This is a genomic window from Paraburkholderia sp. (assembly GCF_004298475.1).
In the GTDB taxonomy this organism is placed as follows: Bacteria; Pseudomonadota; Gammaproteobacteria; order Burkholderiales; family Burkholderiaceae; genus Paraburkholderia; species Paraburkholderia denitrificans.
Genome location: NZ_SCRP01000031.1, coordinates 20,071 through 38,514, shown reverse-complemented (window position 1 = coordinate 38,514; position 18,444 = coordinate 20,071). Strand labels below are relative to the sequence as shown.

Below are 18,444 nucleotides of genomic sequence, written 5' to 3'. Positions count from 1 at the left end.
ACCGTCAAACGAAGCCAGAATCGCTTCACGCAATCCGTGAAGATCTCTGAAAGGGAGTTACATCATGACGCAAGCTCACCAGGGTACGGCGCTCATTACCGGCGCATCGTCCGGCATTGGCGCTATTTACGCGGACCGGCTGGCGCGACGCGGCTACGACCTGATTCTCGTTGCCCGCAACCGCACGCGCCTCGCCGCCCTCGCGCGCCGCATCACCGACGAGACGCACCAGAACGTCGAGATCGTCGAAGCCGATCTGACCGACCGGAACGCCGTCCTCGCCGTCGAAGCAACATTGAAGCGCGACGCGAGCATCACTTTGCTGGTCAACAACGCAGGTGTCGGCACGCATCGTCCGCTGCTCGAAAGCGACGTCGATGCCATGAGCCAGATGATCGACCTGAACGTCACCGCACTCACGCGCCTCACGTATGCAGCGGTTCCGGGATTCGTCGCGCGCGGCAAGGGGGCCATCATCAACATCTCGTCCATTGTCGGGATCGCGCCGGAGATTCTCAACGGCGTCTATGGCGGCAGCAAGGCCTTCGTCCTGGCCTTCAGCCAGTCGCTGCATCACGAACTCGCCAGCAAGGGCGTTCAGATCCAGGCCGTCCTGCCCGGTGCGACCGCAACCGATTTCTGGCAAACCGGCGGCCTGCCGCTCGAACATCTGCCCCAGGAAATCGTCATGTCGGCTGAAGACATGGTCGACGCCGCGCTGACCGGCTTCGACCGCGGCGAGGTCGTGACGATCCCGTCGCTGCACGCAGTGGAGGAATGGGAGGCTTACGAGGCCGCGCGCCGGAACATGTCGGCGCACCTGTCGAGCAATGTCCCCGCGCCGCGCTACGCTGCAACGGCGCAAGAACGCTAAGCGGAATTCGGCAATCCGCTAACTGCGGATCGCACGTTATCCGCAACACAGTCATGCCGCCGCATGCCGCCATATGAACGGGCGGAATGCGGCGGCATGCGTCGTTTTTCGCACACTCAGTGGCTGATCTCTTCGAGGGCGAGGCCGCGAGTATTCGGTCCGAGCAGCGTCATCACGATCCCGACGAGCATCGCCATACCGATGAAAGCCGCCACGCCCGGCACACCGTAGTGATGCAACAGGATGCCGATTGCGAGACCGGCGAACGCCGCCGCAATCCGGCTCCACGAATACACGAAGCCGACTGCGCGGGCGCGTACGCGGGTGGGATAAAGCTCGGCCTGGTAGCCGTGGTAAGCGTAAGACATCACGTTCGCCGCCAGCGTGAAGATCACGCCGAGCACGATCAGAACGGACGGCTCCGAGGCCTGCGAGAAGAGTGCGATCACAACCGCCATGATCGCGAGGCCGCCGACGATCTGCGTCTTGCGTTCGACCTTGTCCGCGAACCAGACGCCAAGCAGCGGCCCGAACGGGTTGGCGATTGCAATCACGAACGCATAACCAAGGCTCTCCGTCACATGCACGCCGCGGCTGATCAGCAGTGTCGGCACCCACGCGGCGAATCCGTAAAAGCCGATCACCTGTGCCATGTTGAAGATCGAGAGGAGAACCGTGCGCCGCAGGTAGGGCGGGCGCAGCACTTCGATGAGCGAGCCATGGCCGCCCTTCTCGACCTTGATGAGCCCGGGCGGCGGCAGCGTGATTCCTTTTTCGGCGGCGACACGGCGCTCGATCTCCGCGACGATGCGCTCCGCTTCTTCAACGCGACCGTGGCGCGCGAGCCAGCGCGGGCTCTCCGGAATACTGCGGCGCAGAAACCACACGACGATTGCACCCACCGAGCCGATGAGAATCACGACGCGCCAGTAATCGAGGCCGATTGGGTGCGTGTTCTTCAAAATGAACGCGAGAAACGCCACCACGGGCACCACGCTGAACGTAATGAGCTGGTTGACCGCATAGGCACGCCCGCGTTCGGCATTCGGAATCAGCTCGCAGATATACGTGTCGATCGTGACGAGTTCGATGCCGATGCCGATACCGGCCACGAAGCGCCAGATATTCAGCGCTTGCCCGGTCGTCTGGAACGCCATGATGGCCGTGCACGCGATGTACCAGATCAGCGACCACGTAAAGATGATGCGGCGCCCGAAGCGGTCGGCCACCTGGCCGAACACGAGCGCGCCGATCCACAGCCCGGCGAACGTCGAAAACACGAAGGTGCCGAAGCCCGCCACCTTGAGTGGCCCGAGCGCCGAGAAAAAGCCGAGCGACTCGGGCGTGAAGAGCCCCGAATGCACCATGCCCGGCGCGACATAGCCGGTAAAGAACAGATCGTAGAACTCGAACACGCCGCCGAGCGAGAGCAGGATCACCATCGACCAGACGGTGCGCGACGGCGGCAGCCGGTCGAAGCGGGCGGCAATTTCCGCGGACTTTTCAATGGACATCGTGATGCCTCATTACATGTTGTGAGATATGAATGCGATGGATGACCGATGCGGCGCGCGCTCGCAAGGCAACGCAAATCGCCACGCGCTGTATCGGCAGGCATTGATACGCGACACAGCATGCAGCTTATCGGAGCCGACACGGCGAGGCACTTCGTTTAAACCCAGATAAGCGAATGCTTGCCGCGGCATCGAGCGGGCGCTGCCCGCTTCGGCTTTCAACCGGGTGAGGTCGTGCCGTTATATGCGCTATGCGCGCTTGCGGCGGAATGCGGCGGCTGAGCGCCAGAGGTGGTTTGCATGATGTCGTCTCCTGATTGATGTTCGATGTTTTTTATAAATAAAGCACGTCAGCCCTGCAGGCGAGAAACGGCTTCGCGCTCGATGGCCCGCGCGAGGATCGCGTCGAAATCCGCAGGCCGAGGATGCAGATCGAGCCGCCGCCCCGCCTTTGCGATCTGGCCGGGCGTGTCATGCCCGATCAGCGCGGGCAGGCGCTTCGACGCCGCGAGGAGCGCGCCAAGATCGACGCCCGTGTCGTAGCCCATCAGTTCGAGCGCGTGCACGATTTCCTCGCTGCAGACATTACCGCTCGCGCCCGGCGCATACGGGCAACCGCCAATGCCGCCGAGCGACGCGTCGAAACGGGTTGCGCCCGCATCGATCGCCGCGAGCACATTCGCGAGTCCCATGCCGCGCGTATTGTGGAAATGCAGCGTGAACCCGGTCTCCGGCCAGCGCGCGATGCACTGCGCCGTGAGTCTTTCGACCTGCTGCGGATACGCCATGCCGGTCGTGTCGCACAGCGTCACGCCGTGCGCGCCCGCTTCCTCGACGAAACGTTGCACCCACAAGAAAACCTCGGCATCCGGTACGTCGCCTTCCATCGGGCATCCGAAGGCGCACGAGAGCGAGATGTTAACCGCAATCCCCGCATCGCGCGCGAGCGCGGCAACCTGTTTCAAGCCGCGAAAAGACTGTTCGCGCGTCATGCGCAGATTGGATACGTTGTGGCTCACGGTTGCCGACATCACGAGGTTCAGCTCGTCCGCGCGCGCCTCGATCGCGCGTTCGGCTCCACGCACGTTGGGCACGAGCGCCGTATAGACGACACCCGGCACGCGCTCGATCTCGCTGAGCACGACTTCTGCATCGCGCAAGGCCGGAATCGCCTGCGGCGAGACAAACGCCGTCACTTCGATCTTCGATACTCCGGTATGCGACAGCGCGTTGATCAACGCGATCTTTTCGTCCGTCGCAACGAACGTTTTTTCTGCCTGAAAGCCGTCACGCGTACCGACTTCCTGCAGATGGACGCGCCGCCGTTCACCGTTCCAGATCGTCATGCGATAGCTCCCTTCGCGCGCAGTTCGGCAATCCGGCTCTCCGCCAGTCCCATCTCGCGCAGGATCGCGTCCGTATCGTCGCCGAGCTTCGGTGCCGACGTGCGCACGGAACCCGGCGTTGCCGCCAGCTTCGGCACGATGCCCGGCACGTCGATGTCGTAGCCGTCGCGCGTGGTCTGCCGCAGGATCATGTCCCGCGCGCGGAAATGCGGGTCCTCGGCGATATCGCGAGCCGTGTAGATCTTGCCCGTCGGCACGCGCGCGGCGCTGAGCGCGGCGAGCACGTCCGCGCTCGAACGCGGTGCGGTCCAGGCTTCGATGGCGCGGTCCAGTTCCTCGACGCGCGCCACACGGCCGGCGTTGTTGGCGAGCGTGGGATCGTCGGCGAGATCGCTGCGGCCGATCGCCGTCATCAGCCGCCTGAAGATGCTGTCGCCGTTGCCCGCGATGAGCACAAAGCCGTCGGCGCAGCGATACGCGTTGGACGGCGCGATGCCGGGCAGCGCGCTACCGGCCGCTTCGCGCACCGCGCCGAACGCGCTGTACTCCGGAATCAGGCTTTCCATCACGTTGAAGACGGCCTCGTGCAACGCAACGTCGATGACCTGCCCCTGGCCGCCATTCGCATCGCGGTGATAGAGCGCGGTCAGCACGCCGATCACGCCATGCAATGCGGCAAGCGTATCGCCGATAGAAATGCCGCAGCGCACCGGCACACGGCCAGGCTCGCCGGTCAGATGACGCAGCCCGCCCATCGCCTCGCCGATCGAGCCGAAGCCCGGCAGATCGCGATACGGCCCGGTCTGACCGTACCCGGAGATGCGCAGCATGATGAGCCCGGGGTTCAGCGCGGCCAGTTGCTCATAACCCATGCCCCAGCCTTCGAGCGTGCCGGGACGGAAGTTCTCGATGAGCACGTCGGCTTCGGCGATCAGCTTGCGCGCGATGTCCTGCCCTTCTGCTTCGCGCAGGTCGAGCGCCAGCGAACGCTTGTTGCGCGACTGCACCTGCCACCAGACCGATGTGCCTTCCTTCATGAGACGCCAGTTGCGCAGCGGGTCGCCCGCGCCAGGCGGCTCGATCTTGATGACCTCGGCGCCGAATTCGCCGAGCGTCTTGCCGGCGAACGGGCCCGCGATCAACTGCCCCATTTCGATCACACGCACGCCCTTGAGCGCGGAAGGCGTTGCCGCAAAGGAAGGCTGGCCGCTCATGGGGAGAACTCCTCGATATAGGGCGAAAGACGGAGAAGACTGCAGACCGCGTTCTTGAGCCTCATCCGCAAAAAATCGCGGAAAAATCGGGGGGAAAGATGCGGTTGATGTAGACGCATTCTCCACACACAGTCGCGTACATGGAATGCAACAGTGCGGAATCGAGCTTTCGCGAAATGCGAAAGCTCGACAGAACCCAGGGTAAATCAGGATGTCGTGAGCGTATCTTGCGCGTCGCCCGTCAAATGCCTGACGAGCAACCGCGCGGGCTTCGGCAGCGCACTGAGATCGCGCGCGCAGATGAGCAATTCGCGCACGGCCCAGTCTTCCGTGAGGCTGATCTTGCGCAGACCCATCGAGCGCAGATGCGGGCGCACGGCGGCATCGGGCAGCACGGCGATGCCGAGTCCGGCCGCCACCATCAGGCACATCGCGTCGAAGCTGCGCACCTGGATGCGCAGCTTGAGTTGACCGCCCGTAAACGCGGTAGCGGCATGAAGGCGCCTTGCGAGCGAGGTGGTGCGTGAGAGGCTGACGAAGTCGAATTCCAGCGCGTCGGCAAAAGAAACCGAACTTCGCTGCGTCAACGGATGGCCGGCGGGAACGACGAGAACCAGCCGGTCGCGCCGGTATGGCAGGGTTTGAAGGCCGAACGTCGGCATCTGGTCGGCCATGATGCCAAAATCGGCTGCACCGTCCACCACCGCCAATGCAACCTGTTCGCTGTTTTGCTCTTCGAGTTCGATCCGTATTTCCGGCCGCGCGGCGTTGAACGCGGCGATGTCCTTCGGCAAAAACTGCGTCACGGCCGATGTGTTCGCCCAGAGCCGCACCACGCCCACGACGCCCGCCGCATATTCGGACATGTCGGCCGTCATCACGTCGACGTCGTTCAGGATGCGCTGCGCGTGGCGCATGAGCGCCTCACCGGCTGCGGTCAGCGTAATGCCGCGGGAATGGCGATCGAACAACGCGGTGCCGATGGCCGTTTCGAGATCCGCGATGCGCCTGCTTGCGGCGCCGACGGCTAGATGTGCAAGCTCGGCGCCCTTGCTGATGCTGCCGCTGCGAACGACGAGTGCGAAAAGCGAAAGAGAAACGAGATCGAGACGATGGAGGTTCATGGCCTGGCCCGGCTACAGTCATGGCGCCATTATGTGCAAAGACTGGACGGCAAGTCATCGGCCGTTTGCAAACCTGCGCCCTCGCCGAGGGGCGCGTACGGCTCACGCTCGGTTCGGCCGATCATCTGCAGTTCGCAGACAATTCGTTCGACAAGGTCTATTCGATCAACTGTATTTACTTCTGGCCCGCGCCCGCGCGTGGATTGAGCGAGTTATACCGTGTCGTCAAGCGTGGCGGCCTTGCAGCCGTCACGGTGCGTGACAAGGAGCGCCCGCCCTACGACGCCTTCCGGCCCGAAAAGCTGACGAATAGCCTGATTGAAGCGGGTTTCTCGTCCGTTGCGATTAACCGCAACGACGTTCCTTCGCATCCGCTCATTTGTGCCGTTGGCACGAAGTGATATTTCCGGCTGTCGATTCCGGCGATGCGCCAGGCGTCCGGCGCGTTGACAGCCTGGAGAGCCTCAAAGATCGTCCAGCCAGCCCCAGATCGTCCCGACGCCTTTAGCAGCGAAAAAGCCTGCAAAAAGCGGTGCGCCCGTTGCGACGATGAGCGGCCCCGAAGCCACGACGACTGCCACGGCGACTGCGGCAAGCGCTCCCGCGACATTCTGCATCATCCGCTTCGCGTCCATATCGCTGTAACCCGTGCATACGAGCGGGAGATCGTCTGGTTCCAAAGGCGTTTTGAGTGACATGTCTTTTGGTCCGTAAAGCATGGTCAAGATGATAGTTTTGTCCGCATTCTTCCCTGGAAACGCCGTTTGCGCAGCGCATTGCGCATGCATATCTTGACGTTCGTCATGGCGGCATGCATCTAAATGAGGATATGTAGCACGTTGCGCCACACAAATTACACAAACCTTCCTGACTGTATGGTCTCAAACGCACCGGGATGAGCGCCGCTTCCACTATCCGGCTGAAATGCGGCCCAAAATTGCCCGCGATCTTTCACGCGATGGCAAATCGAGCATGACCGGCGTCAATTGCGTCCGCAACGACACCATCGTGAGCAACCTGCGGCTTGAGGCGTCGGCTTACTGACTGGCACGAAGGGCGTCGCGCCCGCGCACGTCGATTAGCCCGCATCGGGTTCGATCCGCGCCACCATGCGCGCGTAATCGGCGGGCGTATCCATATCCATGCAGAAGCGGTCATCGGACGCCTCATGGATAGAGACTTTGTCGCCATGTTCGGCGATCAGCTTGCGGCAACCGGGATTCAATTCGCCGCTCACGACCTCCGATGCGTAGCTCGCCGCGAAAATAACCGGATTACCGCGCGTGCCCCTGAACATCGGCACCAGGATCGAACCGTACGGCAGCAACGCAAAGGCCTTGACCAGTGCCCGATAGTCGGCGGTCTCGAGCAGCACCTGGTCGGCAAGGCAGATCATCACCGCATCGCACGGTTTTTGCAGCGCGCCCACGCCAGTCGCCACCGAAGTCATCTGCCCTTCGCAGTAGTGCGCGTTGTTCTGGATGCGCACATCGAGGCCTTCCAGCGCCTCGCATACGGCGGGCGCGTTGAATCCGGTCACCACCACGACTTCCTGCGGCTGTGCAGCGACGATAGCGCGAACGACGCGCCGCACCGCCGGTTCGCCACCCAGTGGCAGCAACAGCTTGTGGCGGCCTTCCATGCGGGAGGAAAAACCCGCGGCCAAAACGACAGCTGAAAACAATAGGCTATCCATTATTTTTATCGGCCCCGCTCATGTCGTTAATCCGAACGTTGCGATGCGGCAGCGAGGTAGCGTTCGGGCGCACGCTCGAATTCAGCCTTGCAGCAGTCGCAGCAGAAATACACCTTTCGACCGGCATATTCGACCACGTGCAATGCCTTCGCGATCTCGATGCTCATGCCGCACACCGGATTGACGTAGCGCCCCGCATCAGCTCCGGTCGCGCCGATTGCCTCGCACGGCGGCAGCGGCGGCACGGCTTCCGTAGCGACCTCGCCTTGCCGCGCGAGCGCCGCAGCTTGCGCCAGTTCGTGCCGCAACGCGACAAGCCCGGCCACCGCGCCGAGCGCAATCTCCTGCGGCGTGTGCGCGTGAATTGCAGGCCCCGCTGGCGCATGCAATGCGGCCAGTCTTGCGTCGTCGATGCCGCGCAGGCGCATCGTCTCGCTCAGCCGTCCGGCCTTGCGGCGGCTCGCGATGAGGAGCACCGCCGATGCGCCGCTGCGCAATGCCGCTTCGAGCGCATCCTCGTCGCCGTCGCCTTGTGTCGCGATCAGGGCGAACGACGCGCCCGCCCGGTCCAGTGCCGCTGCGTCGTAGCGCGACGCGCCCTCACGCGCGATGTCGGCCGCGATGCAGGTCCGAAAGCCCACGCGTTGCGCGAGCACGCAGGCCTCCTGCGCAGCGGGCGTCGCACCGAACACGACCACGAGCGGCGCCGGAACGGTCGGCTGGATGAACAACTCCATCGCGCCGTTGCTCGCGCACGGCATGGCGTGCGCTTCGACGTCGGGATCGTGCGCGGAGGGCTCGTTGCTGATGCGCACGCGCCTCGGTTGACCGGCGCGCATCGCCTGGCGTGCGGCCTCGATCACGATTGCCTGCGAACAGCCGCCGCCGATCCAGCCATGCAAGGTCCCGTTGCCTTCCACCAGCGCTTGCGCACCGACCTGCGTCGAGGTCGGCGGCGAGACGCGGATCACGGTCGCCACGGCGAACGGTGCGCCCGCAACGATCAGTTGCTGTTCGAGCATCAGCAGGTCTTCTGTGCTCGTAACGGTTTCGGAAGTTTCGGCATTCATTGCAGCGCACCGAGGATGTGAGGAAAGACGCGTTCGAGGCTCGCAAGATCGCGCACGCCTGCGAACAGATCGAGATGCGGCAGCGCCGCCTGCATGCCCGCGCTGACCGGCGCGAACCCCGGGCGTCCGGCGAGCGGATTGAGCCAGACCAGCGAATGACAACGCCGCCGGATTGCGGCAAGCGATTCGCCGAGCAGCGCCGGATCGCCCGCGTCATAGCCATCGCTGACGATCACGACCGCCGTGCGCGCATGCAGCAGGCGCGGCGCGTAGCGCTGGTTGAATGCAGCGAGGCTCTCGCCGATACGCGTGCCGCCAGCCCAGCCCTCGGAAATCAGATGCAGACGTTCCTGCGCGCGCTGGGGATCGGGATCGCGCAGCGCCGCATCGACGCGGACAAGCCGCGTATGGAAGACGAAGCTGTGCACGTCGGGCAAGTGTTCGCCGAGCACACGCGCAAGCCGCAGCAGGAAAAAGCTGTAGAGACTCATCGAGCGGCTCACGTCGAGCATCAGCACGATACGTGGGCGCTGCCGCCGCTTGTGCCGCCAGCCGATGTCGATCGGCAGGCCACCGCGCGATACGCTGCGGCGGATCGTCCAGCGCAAATCGATGACCCGTCCTTCGTTCGCACGCTGCTCGCGGCGCGTTTCGATTCCGCGCAGGCGTCGCGCGAAACGGCGGATCGCGGCATCGATGGCGAAAAGCTCGGGGCGATCGTTCAGATGGCGGAAGTCCGCGCGCGCGAGCGCATCGGCCTGCGTGGCGCCTTCGTCGGCCGTCGCGCCCTCGTCCGGTGCGCTGCCGCATCCCGCGAGAGAGACCGGCGTGCCCTCGCGCGCGTCGGGCGGCGTGGATCCTGTCTCGTCGCGCGCGAGCGGCCCGGCGCCGCCCGCACGCACGTCAGCCAGGTCGTGCCGGTTCGGTGCACGGAAGTACGCATCGAACAACTCGTCGAAACGCCGCCAGTCCTGCGCACGCGAGCACAGCAGCGCACGCAGGTTCCAGCGCAGCAGATCGCGGTCGAACTGGCCCATGCGCCGGGCGATCTCCATCGAATCGGCAACGTCGGCGCTCGTCACGCAAAATGCGTTCGCGCGCAACCATCCCGCGAAGCCGGCATAGCGCTCGAGGAGCGCATCGGCGAGATCGGGAGCGTGCGTTTGAGCCGCAACGCGGTCGTGACCGCTCAGCATGATGCCACCAGCTTTTCGACGACAGGCCGTGTGAGTCCGTCCTGATCCTCGCGCGTTTTCACGAGTGCGGCGAGGGAATCCATGACGCGCTCGATGCCGTCCTCATCGAGCGCACTCACGCCAAGGCGCAACAGCGCCGCCACCCAGTCGAGCGTCTCGGCGAGACCAGGCTTGCGGTGCAACGCCATCTGCCGCACCGCGTGAACGAATTCGACGACCTGGCGCGCGAGCGCTTCCGGCGCTTCAGGGACACGGATGCGCACGATCATCAGCTCGCGCTGAAACGACGGATAGTCGACGTATTGATAAAGGCAGCGGCGGCGCAGCGCATCCGAGATTTCGCGGGTACCGTTCGAGGTGAGGATCACGTAAGGCCGTTCGGTCGCCTGGATCACACCGAGTTCGGGAATCGAGATCTGAAAATCCGAAAGCAGTTCGAGCAAATAGGCTTCGAAGGCTTCGTCGGTACGGTCGATCTCGTCGATCAGCAACACGGGCGCGGGCGTTGTCGTAATCGCTTCGAGCAGCGGGCGCTTGAGCAAATAGCGCTCAGAGAAAATGTCCTGCTCCTTGTCGCGCAGCGGCCGCGCCTCTTGCTCGAACAGCTTGATCGCCAGCAGTTGATGCGCGTAGTTCCACTCGTAAAGCGCCGTGTGCGCGTCGAGCCCTTCGTAGCATTGCAGCCGGATCAGCGGCGCATCGAGCAAGCGGGCAAGCGCCTTCGCCACTTCGGTTTTACCGACGCCCGCTTCGCCCTCCAGCAGCAGCGGACGGCGCATTTCCATCGTCAAGAGCAGCGCGGCCGCAAAACTGCGCTCGGCGATGAAGCCGTGATTCGCGAGCCTCGCCTGCAGCGTGACGACATCAGGCATGCGGTCGGTCGGCGTCATGATGTGATTCAACGCCCGGGCGCCTTGTGCGAGAAACGCCCGCGCAGCCAGTCGCGAATCATCGCCCAGAAGAACGCGAACCCGTTGAGTTCGGCGGGTTGCGCGGGCGGTACGAAGGGTGCAGCCGATGCGCCCGCATCCGTCGCGCCGGATGCGGGCTGCTGCGCCTTCATCGCGTCGAGCCGCGCCGCGAAGTTCGCGACGAACTGCTTGAGCAGTTGCTCGGACACCGGCCCCATGAGCCTGCCGCCGATTGCAGCCGCCTTGCCGCTCATCGTGACCTCGCTCTTGCCCGCGAGCGTGGATGTCTCACCCTCGGGCTGCACAGCGGCCGAGAGATCCATCGTTGCGGCCGAGCTGCCGGTCGCGTCCGTGCCCTTGCCAAGCAGGTGCAGGCTGCGCGTGACGGCATCGAGCGCAAGCACTTCGATATCGCCCTTGAACGCCATCGTCGCGGGTCCGAGCTTCACCGTGATCGTGCCTTTGTAATGCGTATCGTCGATGCGCTCGGTGATTTTCGCGCCAGGCATGCAACCCGCCACGGCTTCGATATCCTGCATCAGTTGCCAGGCGAGGTCCGCATCCGCCGCAAGCGGGAAGGCCCTGTCGAGTACGACTTTCATTCACGTCCCTCCCACGTGCCGCAAATCGTTTCAAACCGGTCGCGTCAAGCCGAGTTCGCGGCATTGCTGCCACACGCGGTACGCGCTGTGCGGCATGTCCATATGTGTGACGCCGAGATGCGCGAATGCATCGACGACGGCCGCCGTGAAGCACGGAATCGAGCCCACGTGCGGCGATTCGGCGACACCCTTCGCACCGATCGGATGATGCGGCGACGGCGTCACGGTGAAGTCGGTTTCCCAATGCGGCGTTTCCATCGCCGTCGGCACGAAATAGTCGAGCAGCGTCGCACCGAGCAGGTTGCCCGATTCGTCGTACGGCAACGCCTGGCCGAGCGCGACCGCAAAGCCCTCGGTCAGTCCGCCGTGAATCTGCCCTTCGATGATCATCGGGTTGATTCGCGTGCCGCAGTCGTCGAGCGCATAGAAGCGCCGCACGCGGATCTCGCCGGTGTAGCGGTTCACGTCGAGCACGCAGACGTAAGCGCCAAACGGGAACGTGAAATTCGGCGGATCATAATAGTCCACCGCTTCAAGGCCCATTTCCATTCCTTCGGGCACGTTGTTGTACGCGGCCCAGGCAACCTCTTTCACGGTCTTGAACTGGTCCGGCGACCCCTTCAGGACGAAGCGGTCCAGATCGAACTCCACGTCGTCGGGGCTCGCTTCGAGCAGATGCGCCGCGATCTTGCGCGCTTTCTCGCGAATCTTGCGCGAAGCGCGGGCGACGGCCGCGCCTGCCACCGGCGTCGAACGTGAGCCGTACGTGCCGAGCCCGTATGGCGCCGTAGACGTGTCGCCTTCCTCGACCGCGATCTGCGATGCAGGAATACCGGCCTCCGAGGCGATGATCTGCGCGTAGGTGGTTTGGTGCCCCTGTCCCTGCGTGATCGTGCCCATGCGCGCGATGGCCGAGCCGTCCGGATGCACGCGGATCTCACACGAATCGAACATGCCGACGCCGAGGATGTCGCACATCTTCGACGGCCCCGCTCCGACGATCTCCGTGAAGTTCACGACGCCGATGCCCATCAGCCACTCCGCGTCCGGATCGGCGCGGCGCTGTGCCTGCTCCGCGCGCAACGCGTCGTAATCGACCGCCGCTAGCACCTTCCTGAACGCGGTTTCGTAGTCGCCGGAATCGTATTCGAGGCCAAGCGGCGTGGCGTACGGAAACTGATCCTTGCGGATGAAATTGCGCAGACGAATCTCGGCCTTGTCGATGCCGAGTTTTTGCGCGAGCACGTCGATCATCCGCTCGATCACATACACCGCCTCCGTCACGCGGAACGAGCAGCGATAAGCAACGCCGCCCGGAAACTTGTTCGTGTAGACGCCGTCCACCGAAACGAACGCATTCGGAATCGCGTACGAACCCGTGCAGACATGGAACATGCCGGCGGGCCATTTCGTCGGATCGGCGCACGCATCGAACGCGCCATGGTCGGCCACCGCATGCACGCGCAGTGCCTTGATGTGTCCATCCTTGTCGGCGGCGAGTTCGCCGGTCATGTGATAGTCGCGCGCGAACGCGGTGGTGGAGAGGTTCTCGCTGCGCGACTCGATCCATTTCACGGGACGCCCGAGCACGATCGACGCGACGATCGAAGTCACGTAGCCCGGATACACACCCACCTTGTTGCCGAAACCGCCGCCGATATCGGGCGAAATAATGCGGATTTTCGATTCCGGAATCGAAGACAAAAGCCCGACGACCGTACGCACGACGTGCGGCGCCTGCGATGTGATGTAGACCGTGAGATCGCCGCGCACCTTGTCGTACGATGCGACGCAGCCGCACGTTTCGAGCGGACAGGGATGCACGCGCGGATACAGGATGTCCTGCTTCACCGTGACGTCGGCGCTTTCGAACACGCGATCGGTCTTGTCGCGGTCGCCCATCGTCCACGTGAAAATATGATTGGGATGTCTGCGCGCGCCATGTGCTCCGGTGTTCCTGTCGCGGATATCCTCGCGGATCACGGGCGCATCGGGTTCGAGCGAGCGCAGCGGATCGACGAGCGCCGGCAACGCCTCATATTCGACTTCGACAAGCTCGACTGCATCAGCGGCCACATAGCGGTCGTCGGCAACGACGAACGCCACCTCCTGATTCTGGAAGCAGACCTTTTCGTCGGCGAGCACGGCCTGGACATCGCCGGCAAGCGTGGGCATCCAGTGCAGCTTGAGCGGCTTCAGATCGTCGGCGGTAAGAACCGCGTGCACGCCCGGATGCGCGAGCGCACGCGATGTGTCGATGCGCTTTACGCGCGCATGCGCATATGGACTGCGCACCATCGCGCCGAACAACATGCCCGGCATGACGATGTCGTCGACGTACGTGCCCTTGCCCTGAATGAAACGCGGATCCTCGCGGCGCTTGCGCGAGCAGCCCATGCCTTCCAGCGCTGCAAGCCGGTCGAGATTGGCGTCCTGATCGCCCATGACGTTTCTCCCGGAGGTCACTGCGCGTGCGCCGCGTCCGCCGCGATCAGCGGATGCGAGCTTTCGACCGCTTCGCCGCGCAATTTGCGCGCCGCGTATTGCACGGCCTTCACGATGTTCTGATAACCCGTGCAGCGGCACAGGTTCCCGGCCATCCAGTAGCGAATCTCCGCTTCATCCGGATCGGGATTCTCCTGTAGCAGGCGGTACGCACGCATCAACATGCCCGGTGTGCAGAAACCGCATTGCAGGCCGTGCTCCTGCATGAAACCCTCCTGCAGCGCGTGCAATACACCGCCTTGCGCGAGCCCTTCGACCGTGCGGATATCCGCGCCTTGCGCCTGCACGGTCAACAGCGTGCACGATTTCACGGACATACCGTTGAAATCGACCGTGCATGCCCCGCAATGCGATGTTTCGCAGCCGATGTGCGGCCCGGTGTGCCGGCATTTTTCGCGCAGCGTATGAATGAGCAGTTCCCGCGGCTCGACGACAACATCGACTTCGCCGCCATTGAGCGTGAACGACACCATCGTCTTGCTGGCCATTTTGTGATCTCCTCGCCGCTCAGGGTCGTGTCGGGCCGATCGCACGCTCGTATGAAGTGTCGAGCGCCCTGCGGGTCATCTCGCCTGCCATCGCGCGCTTGTAGTCGGCGTCGCCGCGCAGATCGGGCGCAGGATTGCATGCTGCCATCGCGAGCCGGGCCGCTTCGTCGACCGCATGGGCGTCGAATGGCTTGCCGGTCATCGCCTGCTCGGCATCCAGCGCGCGGATCACCGTGTCGCCGACATTCGTCAGAGCAATGCGCACGTGCTCGACGTTGCCGCCCGCGACGCGCAACGTCACGGCCGCTGCGGCAGTGGCGAAATCGCCGGTCTTGCGCTTGAGCTTCGCGTAGCAATAACCGGTGCTGGCTGCGGGAACCGGAATACGGATGCCGGTCATGATCTCCCCGGCGGACAGCAGCGTCGCGTAGGCGCCGACAAAGAAACCGTCGGCAGGCACTATTCGCTCGCCGTCCGCGCCTTGCAGGACGAACGAAGCATCGAGGGCGATCATCAGCGCAGGATGATCGTTGGCGGGATCGCCGTGCGAAAGATCGCCACCCAGCGTGCCGCGATAACGAACCTGAGGATCGGCGATCTGCCTCGCGCCCTCGACGAGCAGCGGACAACGCGCCTGCAATAGTTCAGACCAGATCAGTTCGTTTTCGGTCGTCATTGCGCCGATCCACAGCGCGCCGTTCTCTTCGCGAATGCCTTTGAGTTCGGCAAGCCTGCCGAGATCGATCAGATGATCGGGCTGCGCGAAACGCAGCTTCATCATCGGCAACAGGCTGTGGCCGCCCGCGAGCAGTTTCGCCGTCTCGCCATGCTCGCCGAGCAATGCGAGTGCCTCGTGCAAGGTTTGAGGTGCGTGATAGTCGAAGGGTCGAGGAATCACATCAGCCACCTTGTTGTGATCCGCATGAAGTCGAGGATTTCACAATGCAATGCAGCAATTCAATGTGAATTCGCGAGCGGTCGTCTGCTGTCGCCGAACGCCGGAAAACTTGCGTGGAAAGAGGAAACGACATACAACGGAAGCACCGCCTCCCGCAGGGATGACGCCGTGCACAAAGCTACGAGCGCATCAGGGAGAATCCTGGATGAAGCCGCTCCCTCACACCCCGTCCACGACCGACGCACGCGGCGCCGTGACATTCCAGCACCGGCTGGAGCAGTTCAGTCCGGGCGTGGTATGGCTCGATGCAGAAAGACGCGTCAGTGCATTTAACGACGTCGCGCTGCGGATTCTCGGCACCGTAGATGCACAGTCGCCCGGCGTAGATCGCGACACGCTGTTCGGCATGGACATCGTGCAGTTACACCCGGCCCGAAGCCGCGCCAGACTGCGTGATCTGCTGCAGTCCAGCGACGCGGGCGGTCGCGAAGCAGATTCGCCGCTGCCCGCGGTGTTGATCAGCGTTGCCGGTCATGTCCTCATGATCAAGGCGTCGCACATGTCGGGCCTGCACGGCTCGTGCGGCACCTGCATGTTCTTCTACGATCTCACCGATCTCACGACGGAACCGTCAACGGGCGTGCTCACCGGCATGACAACACCGCCGCGACGCCTCTTCAAGATTCCAGTATTTCGCAAGAATCGCGTGATTCTGATCGATCTGAAGGATGTCGTGCGCTTCCAGGGCGACGGCCACTACACGACGATCGTTACGCGGAACGACCGCTATTTGTCTAACCTGTCGCTTGCGGATCTGGAATTGCGTCTGGACAGCAGCGTCTACCTGCGCGTGCACCGCAGCCATATCGTAAGCTTGCCGTTCGCCGTCGAACTGGTTAAAGCCGACGAAAGTCTGAATCTCATGATGGATGACGTTGAACGAAGCGTCGTGCCGGTAAGCCGCTCCCGGGCGGTGCAGTTAAAGGAACTGCTGGGGCTGATATGAAAGCGGCCGGGTTTAGCGGAGATGCGCGCGATGCGCCCGCAAAACACACGCATGACTCGATAGATGCATCCGCATCATTCAGACCCTTATGAAGCCTGCGCCACAGAAGTGGCCGGATTCGGCGGTTCGTCACGCTCGCACGCCACTGCGGGCATCTGTCCCACTCTCCTGTTTGCAACGAACGCACTTGTAATCTATGATCCAGGTTAACATGTACGCTTGATGAATGTTTTAATATGGCTTCCATCAGGCCAACGGATGGGCACTTTCCTGCAACTCGATGCTTTACAAGACCGTAGATGCGCCATGGGCACGCCGACCACGGGCATGTCCCAGGCCAAATTGACGCAGGGCAGCCGTGCAGCACCGGGCCCGCGACATCTTGAAGCAGTTCCGTTTCGCGAAACCCGCCCCCAACTTCCGTAACGCAGTCACTATTTTTTACGCAGTGCACAAATAAGCACTATTTTTTTCACCGGAGTCCCCATGACCGTCACCCAGCTCAACGTATTCCAGTTCGATGCCCGAGGCATTGCAAAGCGCTTCCGCCACGCTGCGATTTTTGGTGCCCTCGAATCGCTCGAGCAAGGCGACACGATGCGCTTCATCAATGACCACGATCCCCTGCCGCTGCTGAATCAGATCCAGCAGCGTTATGGCAATCAGGTGCGCATTCAGTACGTCGAGCGTGGCGCGCAAGGCGTCGTCATCGATATGGTGATCGCCGTCACCGGCGAGGAAGCCGCGACGTCCAGCCAATCGTCCTCTTCGGGCTCCGGCTGCGGTTGCGGCGCTGGCGGCGCAGGTTGCGGCAGCTAAATCGGCAACAAGATAGATGTTGAAAGCGCCGGGTCGACTCATCGGCAGAAGGTCGATTGAAGATACCCGGTGCCTCGTAAACAAGCTGGGGTAAACGTGTACTTCCCCTGAACGCAAGAACGAGGGAAGACAGATTCCAGTTGTGTTGTGTCTAGCAGGAAACCTGCGCCGATCGCCAACAACGCGATTGCACAGGTGAAGTTCATTGACCACTTCCATACTCGTGGTTCGCGCGATTGAATCGATTTCTGTTCTGGACGGCATGGATACCGAAATGCTGTGCAGCAATCGAATGTGATGGCAACTCACGTAGGAGCAGTGAATCGCTAAACCCGAGCGAGTCGTAGAAATTTTGGCTCAAGAGGGGAGCAAAGCGCGAGGCAGTCCATTTCCATGGGAGCACAGTGGCTACGCAGACATGGAAAGACAGCCCAACCTGTCTTGTTCAAACACACGAAAACTGTTGCAAACAGGACGCTTTCATAAGGTGATTCATGAGACTGACTGATTTTACCGATTACAGCCTGCGGGTTCTGACCTATGTCGCAGCACGCGGCGAGGAGCTCGCCACGATTCAGGAATTGACCGACTCGCTGGGCATTGCGCGCGGCCACCTTGGAAAGATCGTTCATACGCTCGGCCGCGCCGGTTATCTGAGCACGACGAGAGGCCGTATGGGCGGCATGCGTCTGGGGCTTCCGGCCAACGAAATTACCATTGGCTCCGTCGTGCGCGCGACCGAACCGGACTTCCGCATCGTCGAATGCTTCAATGCCGCAGAAAACAAATGCACCATCACACCGGCTTGCGGTTTGCGCGGCATGCTGGAGCGTGCATCGCACGCATACATGGCCGTTCTTGACGAATATACCTTGGCGGATCTTGCGATCGAGCCACACACACTGGCACGCCTGCTTTCAGGGGCGCCAACGATTATTCCACTGGTGCCGCTCACGCGCGGGTAAGCATCGGGTTGAACTGATCGAGGTTTGGTAACGGCAGGTGGTAGTTTGGCGGCCGTTCACCGCTGAAGGCCGGTAGGCCAACAAAAACAGATAGCAATACTAAAAACCGTCGCAATTCTAATTTGATACGCGTGCGACGGACTTTCGAGTAAACGACAATGCGACGGCTACACGATCAACCCCATGTCCGTGGCGTTTGGGAGACGCACTACGTTA

Annotated in this window: 17 protein-coding genes and 1 pseudogene; 5 read left to right on the top strand and 13 right to left on the bottom strand. The window is 62.7% G+C overall.

Annotation, left to right across the window (positions count from 1 at the left end):
- Positions 1-64 precede the first annotated feature (64 nt).
- On the top strand, positions 65-874 hold the full coding sequence (locus tag EPN59_RS15100; RefSeq protein WP_293034794.1) for an SDR family oxidoreductase: 810 nt from the start codon (positions 65-67) through the stop codon (positions 872-874).
- A gap of 116 nt (positions 875-990) precedes the next feature.
- Here the strand turns inward: EPN59_RS15100 and EPN59_RS15095 are convergent, their stop codons facing one another.
- The 4 genes from EPN59_RS15095 to EPN59_RS15080 form a co-directional block, all read right to left on the bottom strand.
- A complete protein-coding gene (locus EPN59_RS15095) occupies positions 991-2,316 on the bottom strand; it encodes an MFS transporter (protein ID WP_293034812.1) in 1,326 nt (441 codons plus the stop codon).
- A 422-nt stretch (positions 2,317-2,738) separates the two neighbouring features.
- Entirely contained in the window at positions 2,739-3,734 is a 996-nt protein-coding gene (locus tag EPN59_RS15090; protein ID WP_293034793.1) for a hydroxymethylglutaryl-CoA lyase, read from the bottom strand.
- Positions 3,731-4,948 carry a CoA transferase gene (locus tag EPN59_RS15085; protein ID WP_293034792.1) on the bottom strand — a complete coding sequence of 406 codons (1,218 nt, stop codon included), beginning with the start codon at positions 4,946-4,948 and terminating at the stop codon, positions 3,731-3,733. The genes EPN59_RS15090 and EPN59_RS15085 overlap by 4 nt, the downstream gene beginning before the upstream one ends.
- A gap of 206 nt (positions 4,949-5,154) precedes the next feature.
- Positions 5,155-6,072: a LysR substrate-binding domain-containing protein gene (locus tag EPN59_RS15080; protein ID WP_293034791.1), complete on the bottom strand. Its 918-nt coding sequence runs from the start codon at positions 6,070-6,072 to the stop codon at positions 5,155-5,157.
- A 65-nt stretch (positions 6,073-6,137) separates the two neighbouring features.
- Here EPN59_RS15080 and EPN59_RS15075 point away from each other — a divergent pair, with 65 nt between their 5' ends.
- Entirely contained in the window at positions 6,138-6,473 is a 336-nt protein-coding gene (locus EPN59_RS15075; protein WP_293046310.1) for a class I SAM-dependent methyltransferase, read from the top strand.
- 63 nt (positions 6,474-6,536) lie between these two features.
- On the opposite strand, the gene EPN59_RS15070 is transcribed toward EPN59_RS15075, so the two are convergent.
- The 9 genes from EPN59_RS15070 to EPN59_RS15030 all read right to left on the bottom strand — a co-directional run bounded on the left by EPN59_RS15070 (position 6,537) and on the right by EPN59_RS15030 (position 15,438).
- Entirely contained in the window at positions 6,537-6,797 is a 261-nt protein-coding gene (locus EPN59_RS15070) for a hypothetical protein (protein WP_293034787.1), read from the bottom strand.
- A 353-nt stretch (positions 6,798-7,150) separates the two neighbouring features.
- Positions 7,151-7,756 (bottom strand): nucleotidyltransferase family protein, encoded by a 606-nt coding sequence (locus EPN59_RS15065; RefSeq protein WP_293034785.1) that lies wholly within the window; start codon positions 7,754-7,756, stop codon positions 7,151-7,153.
- 38 nt (positions 7,757-7,794) lie between these two features.
- The gene (locus EPN59_RS15060; protein WP_293046307.1) at positions 7,795-8,838 is read right to left on the bottom strand and encodes an XdhC family protein; all 1,044 of its coding nucleotides are present in this window, start codon (positions 8,836-8,838) and stop codon (positions 7,795-7,797) included.
- Positions 8,835-10,034, bottom strand: coding sequence for a VWA domain-containing protein (locus tag EPN59_RS15055; RefSeq protein ID WP_293040487.1), 1,200 nt, complete (start codon positions 10,032-10,034; stop codon positions 8,835-8,837). Before EPN59_RS15055 ends, EPN59_RS15060 begins: the two co-directional genes overlap by 4 nt.
- Positions 10,028-10,924, bottom strand: coding sequence for a MoxR family ATPase (locus EPN59_RS15050; RefSeq protein ID WP_293040485.1), 897 nt, complete (start codon positions 10,922-10,924; stop codon positions 10,028-10,030). Before EPN59_RS15050 ends, EPN59_RS15055 begins: the two co-directional genes overlap by 7 nt.
- A gap of 8 nt (positions 10,925-10,932) precedes the next feature.
- Positions 10,933-11,547: an SRPBCC family protein gene (locus EPN59_RS15045; RefSeq protein WP_293040482.1), complete on the bottom strand. Its 615-nt coding sequence runs from the start codon at positions 11,545-11,547 to the stop codon at positions 10,933-10,935.
- A 30-nt stretch (positions 11,548-11,577) separates the two neighbouring features.
- Positions 11,578-13,992 carry an aerobic carbon-monoxide dehydrogenase large subunit gene (locus EPN59_RS15040; protein ID WP_293046304.1) on the bottom strand — a complete coding sequence of 805 codons (2,415 nt, stop codon included), beginning with the start codon at positions 13,990-13,992 and terminating at the stop codon, positions 11,578-11,580.
- A 17-nt stretch (positions 13,993-14,009) separates the two neighbouring features.
- Positions 14,010-14,540 (bottom strand): (2Fe-2S)-binding protein, encoded by a 531-nt coding sequence (locus EPN59_RS15035; RefSeq protein WP_293040476.1) that lies wholly within the window; start codon positions 14,538-14,540, stop codon positions 14,010-14,012.
- Between the two features lie 19 nt (positions 14,541-14,559).
- Entirely contained in the window at positions 14,560-15,438 is an 879-nt protein-coding gene (locus EPN59_RS15030; RefSeq protein ID WP_293040495.1) for a xanthine dehydrogenase family protein subunit M, read from the bottom strand.
- A gap of 253 nt (positions 15,439-15,691) precedes the next feature.
- Between EPN59_RS15030 and EPN59_RS15025 the strand changes: the two genes are divergently transcribed.
- From EPN59_RS15025 to EPN59_RS15015, 3 genes and pseudogenes are all read left to right on the top strand, one after another.
- Positions 15,692-16,444 (top strand): LytTR family DNA-binding domain-containing protein, encoded by a 753-nt coding sequence (locus EPN59_RS15025; RefSeq protein ID WP_293046301.1) that lies wholly within the window; start codon positions 15,692-15,694, stop codon positions 16,442-16,444.
- Between the two features lie 486 nt (positions 16,445-16,930).
- Positions 16,931-17,158, top strand: a pseudogene (locus tag EPN59_RS15020) (DUF2249 domain-containing protein); the annotation flags it as partial.
- 599 nt (positions 17,159-17,757) lie between these two features.
- Positions 17,758-18,228, top strand: coding sequence for an Rrf2 family transcriptional regulator (locus EPN59_RS15015; RefSeq protein WP_293040470.1), 471 nt, complete (start codon positions 17,758-17,760; stop codon positions 18,226-18,228).
- Positions 18,229-18,444: the final 216 nt, after the last annotated feature.

Excerpts from the sequence above, each read along its gene's own strand:
- EPN59_RS15100 (WP_293034794.1), top strand. The coding sequence starts at position 65 with ATGACGCAAGCTCACCAGGGTACGGCGCTCATTACCGGCGCATCGTCC.
- EPN59_RS15095 (WP_293034812.1), bottom strand. The coding sequence starts at position 2,316 with ATGGTGATCCTGCTCTCGCTCGGCGGCGTGTTCGAGTTCTACGATCTG.
- EPN59_RS15090 (WP_293034793.1), bottom strand. The coding sequence starts at position 3,734 with ATGACGATCTGGAACGGTGAACGGCGGCGCGTCCATCTGCAGGAAGTC.
- EPN59_RS15085 (WP_293034792.1), bottom strand. The coding sequence starts at position 4,948 with ATGAGCGGCCAGCCTTCCTTTGCGGCAACGCCTTCCGCGCTCAAGGGC.
- EPN59_RS15080 (WP_293034791.1), bottom strand. The coding sequence starts at position 6,072 with ATGAACCTCCATCGTCTCGATCTCGTTTCTCTTTCGCTTTTCGCACTC.
- EPN59_RS15060 (WP_293046307.1), bottom strand. The coding sequence starts at position 8,838 with ATGAATGCCGAAACTTCCGAAACCGTTACGAGCACAGAAGACCTGCTG.
- EPN59_RS15055 (WP_293040487.1), bottom strand. The coding sequence starts at position 10,034 with ATGCTGAGCGGTCACGACCGCGTTGCGGCTCAAACGCACGCTCCCGAT.
- EPN59_RS15050 (WP_293040485.1), bottom strand. The coding sequence starts at position 10,924 with ATGACGCCGACCGACCGCATGCCTGATGTCGTCACGCTGCAGGCGAGG.
- EPN59_RS15045 (WP_293040482.1), bottom strand. The coding sequence starts at position 11,547 with ATGAAAGTCGTACTCGACAGGGCCTTCCCGCTTGCGGCGGATGCGGAC.
- EPN59_RS15040 (WP_293046304.1), bottom strand. The coding sequence starts at position 13,992 with ATGGGCGATCAGGACGCCAATCTCGACCGGCTTGCAGCGCTGGAAGGC.
- EPN59_RS15035 (WP_293040476.1), bottom strand. The coding sequence starts at position 14,540 with ATGGCCAGCAAGACGATGGTGTCGTTCACGCTCAATGGCGGCGAAGTC.
- EPN59_RS15015 (WP_293040470.1), top strand. The coding sequence starts at position 17,758 with ATGAGACTGACTGATTTTACCGATTACAGCCTGCGGGTTCTGACCTAT.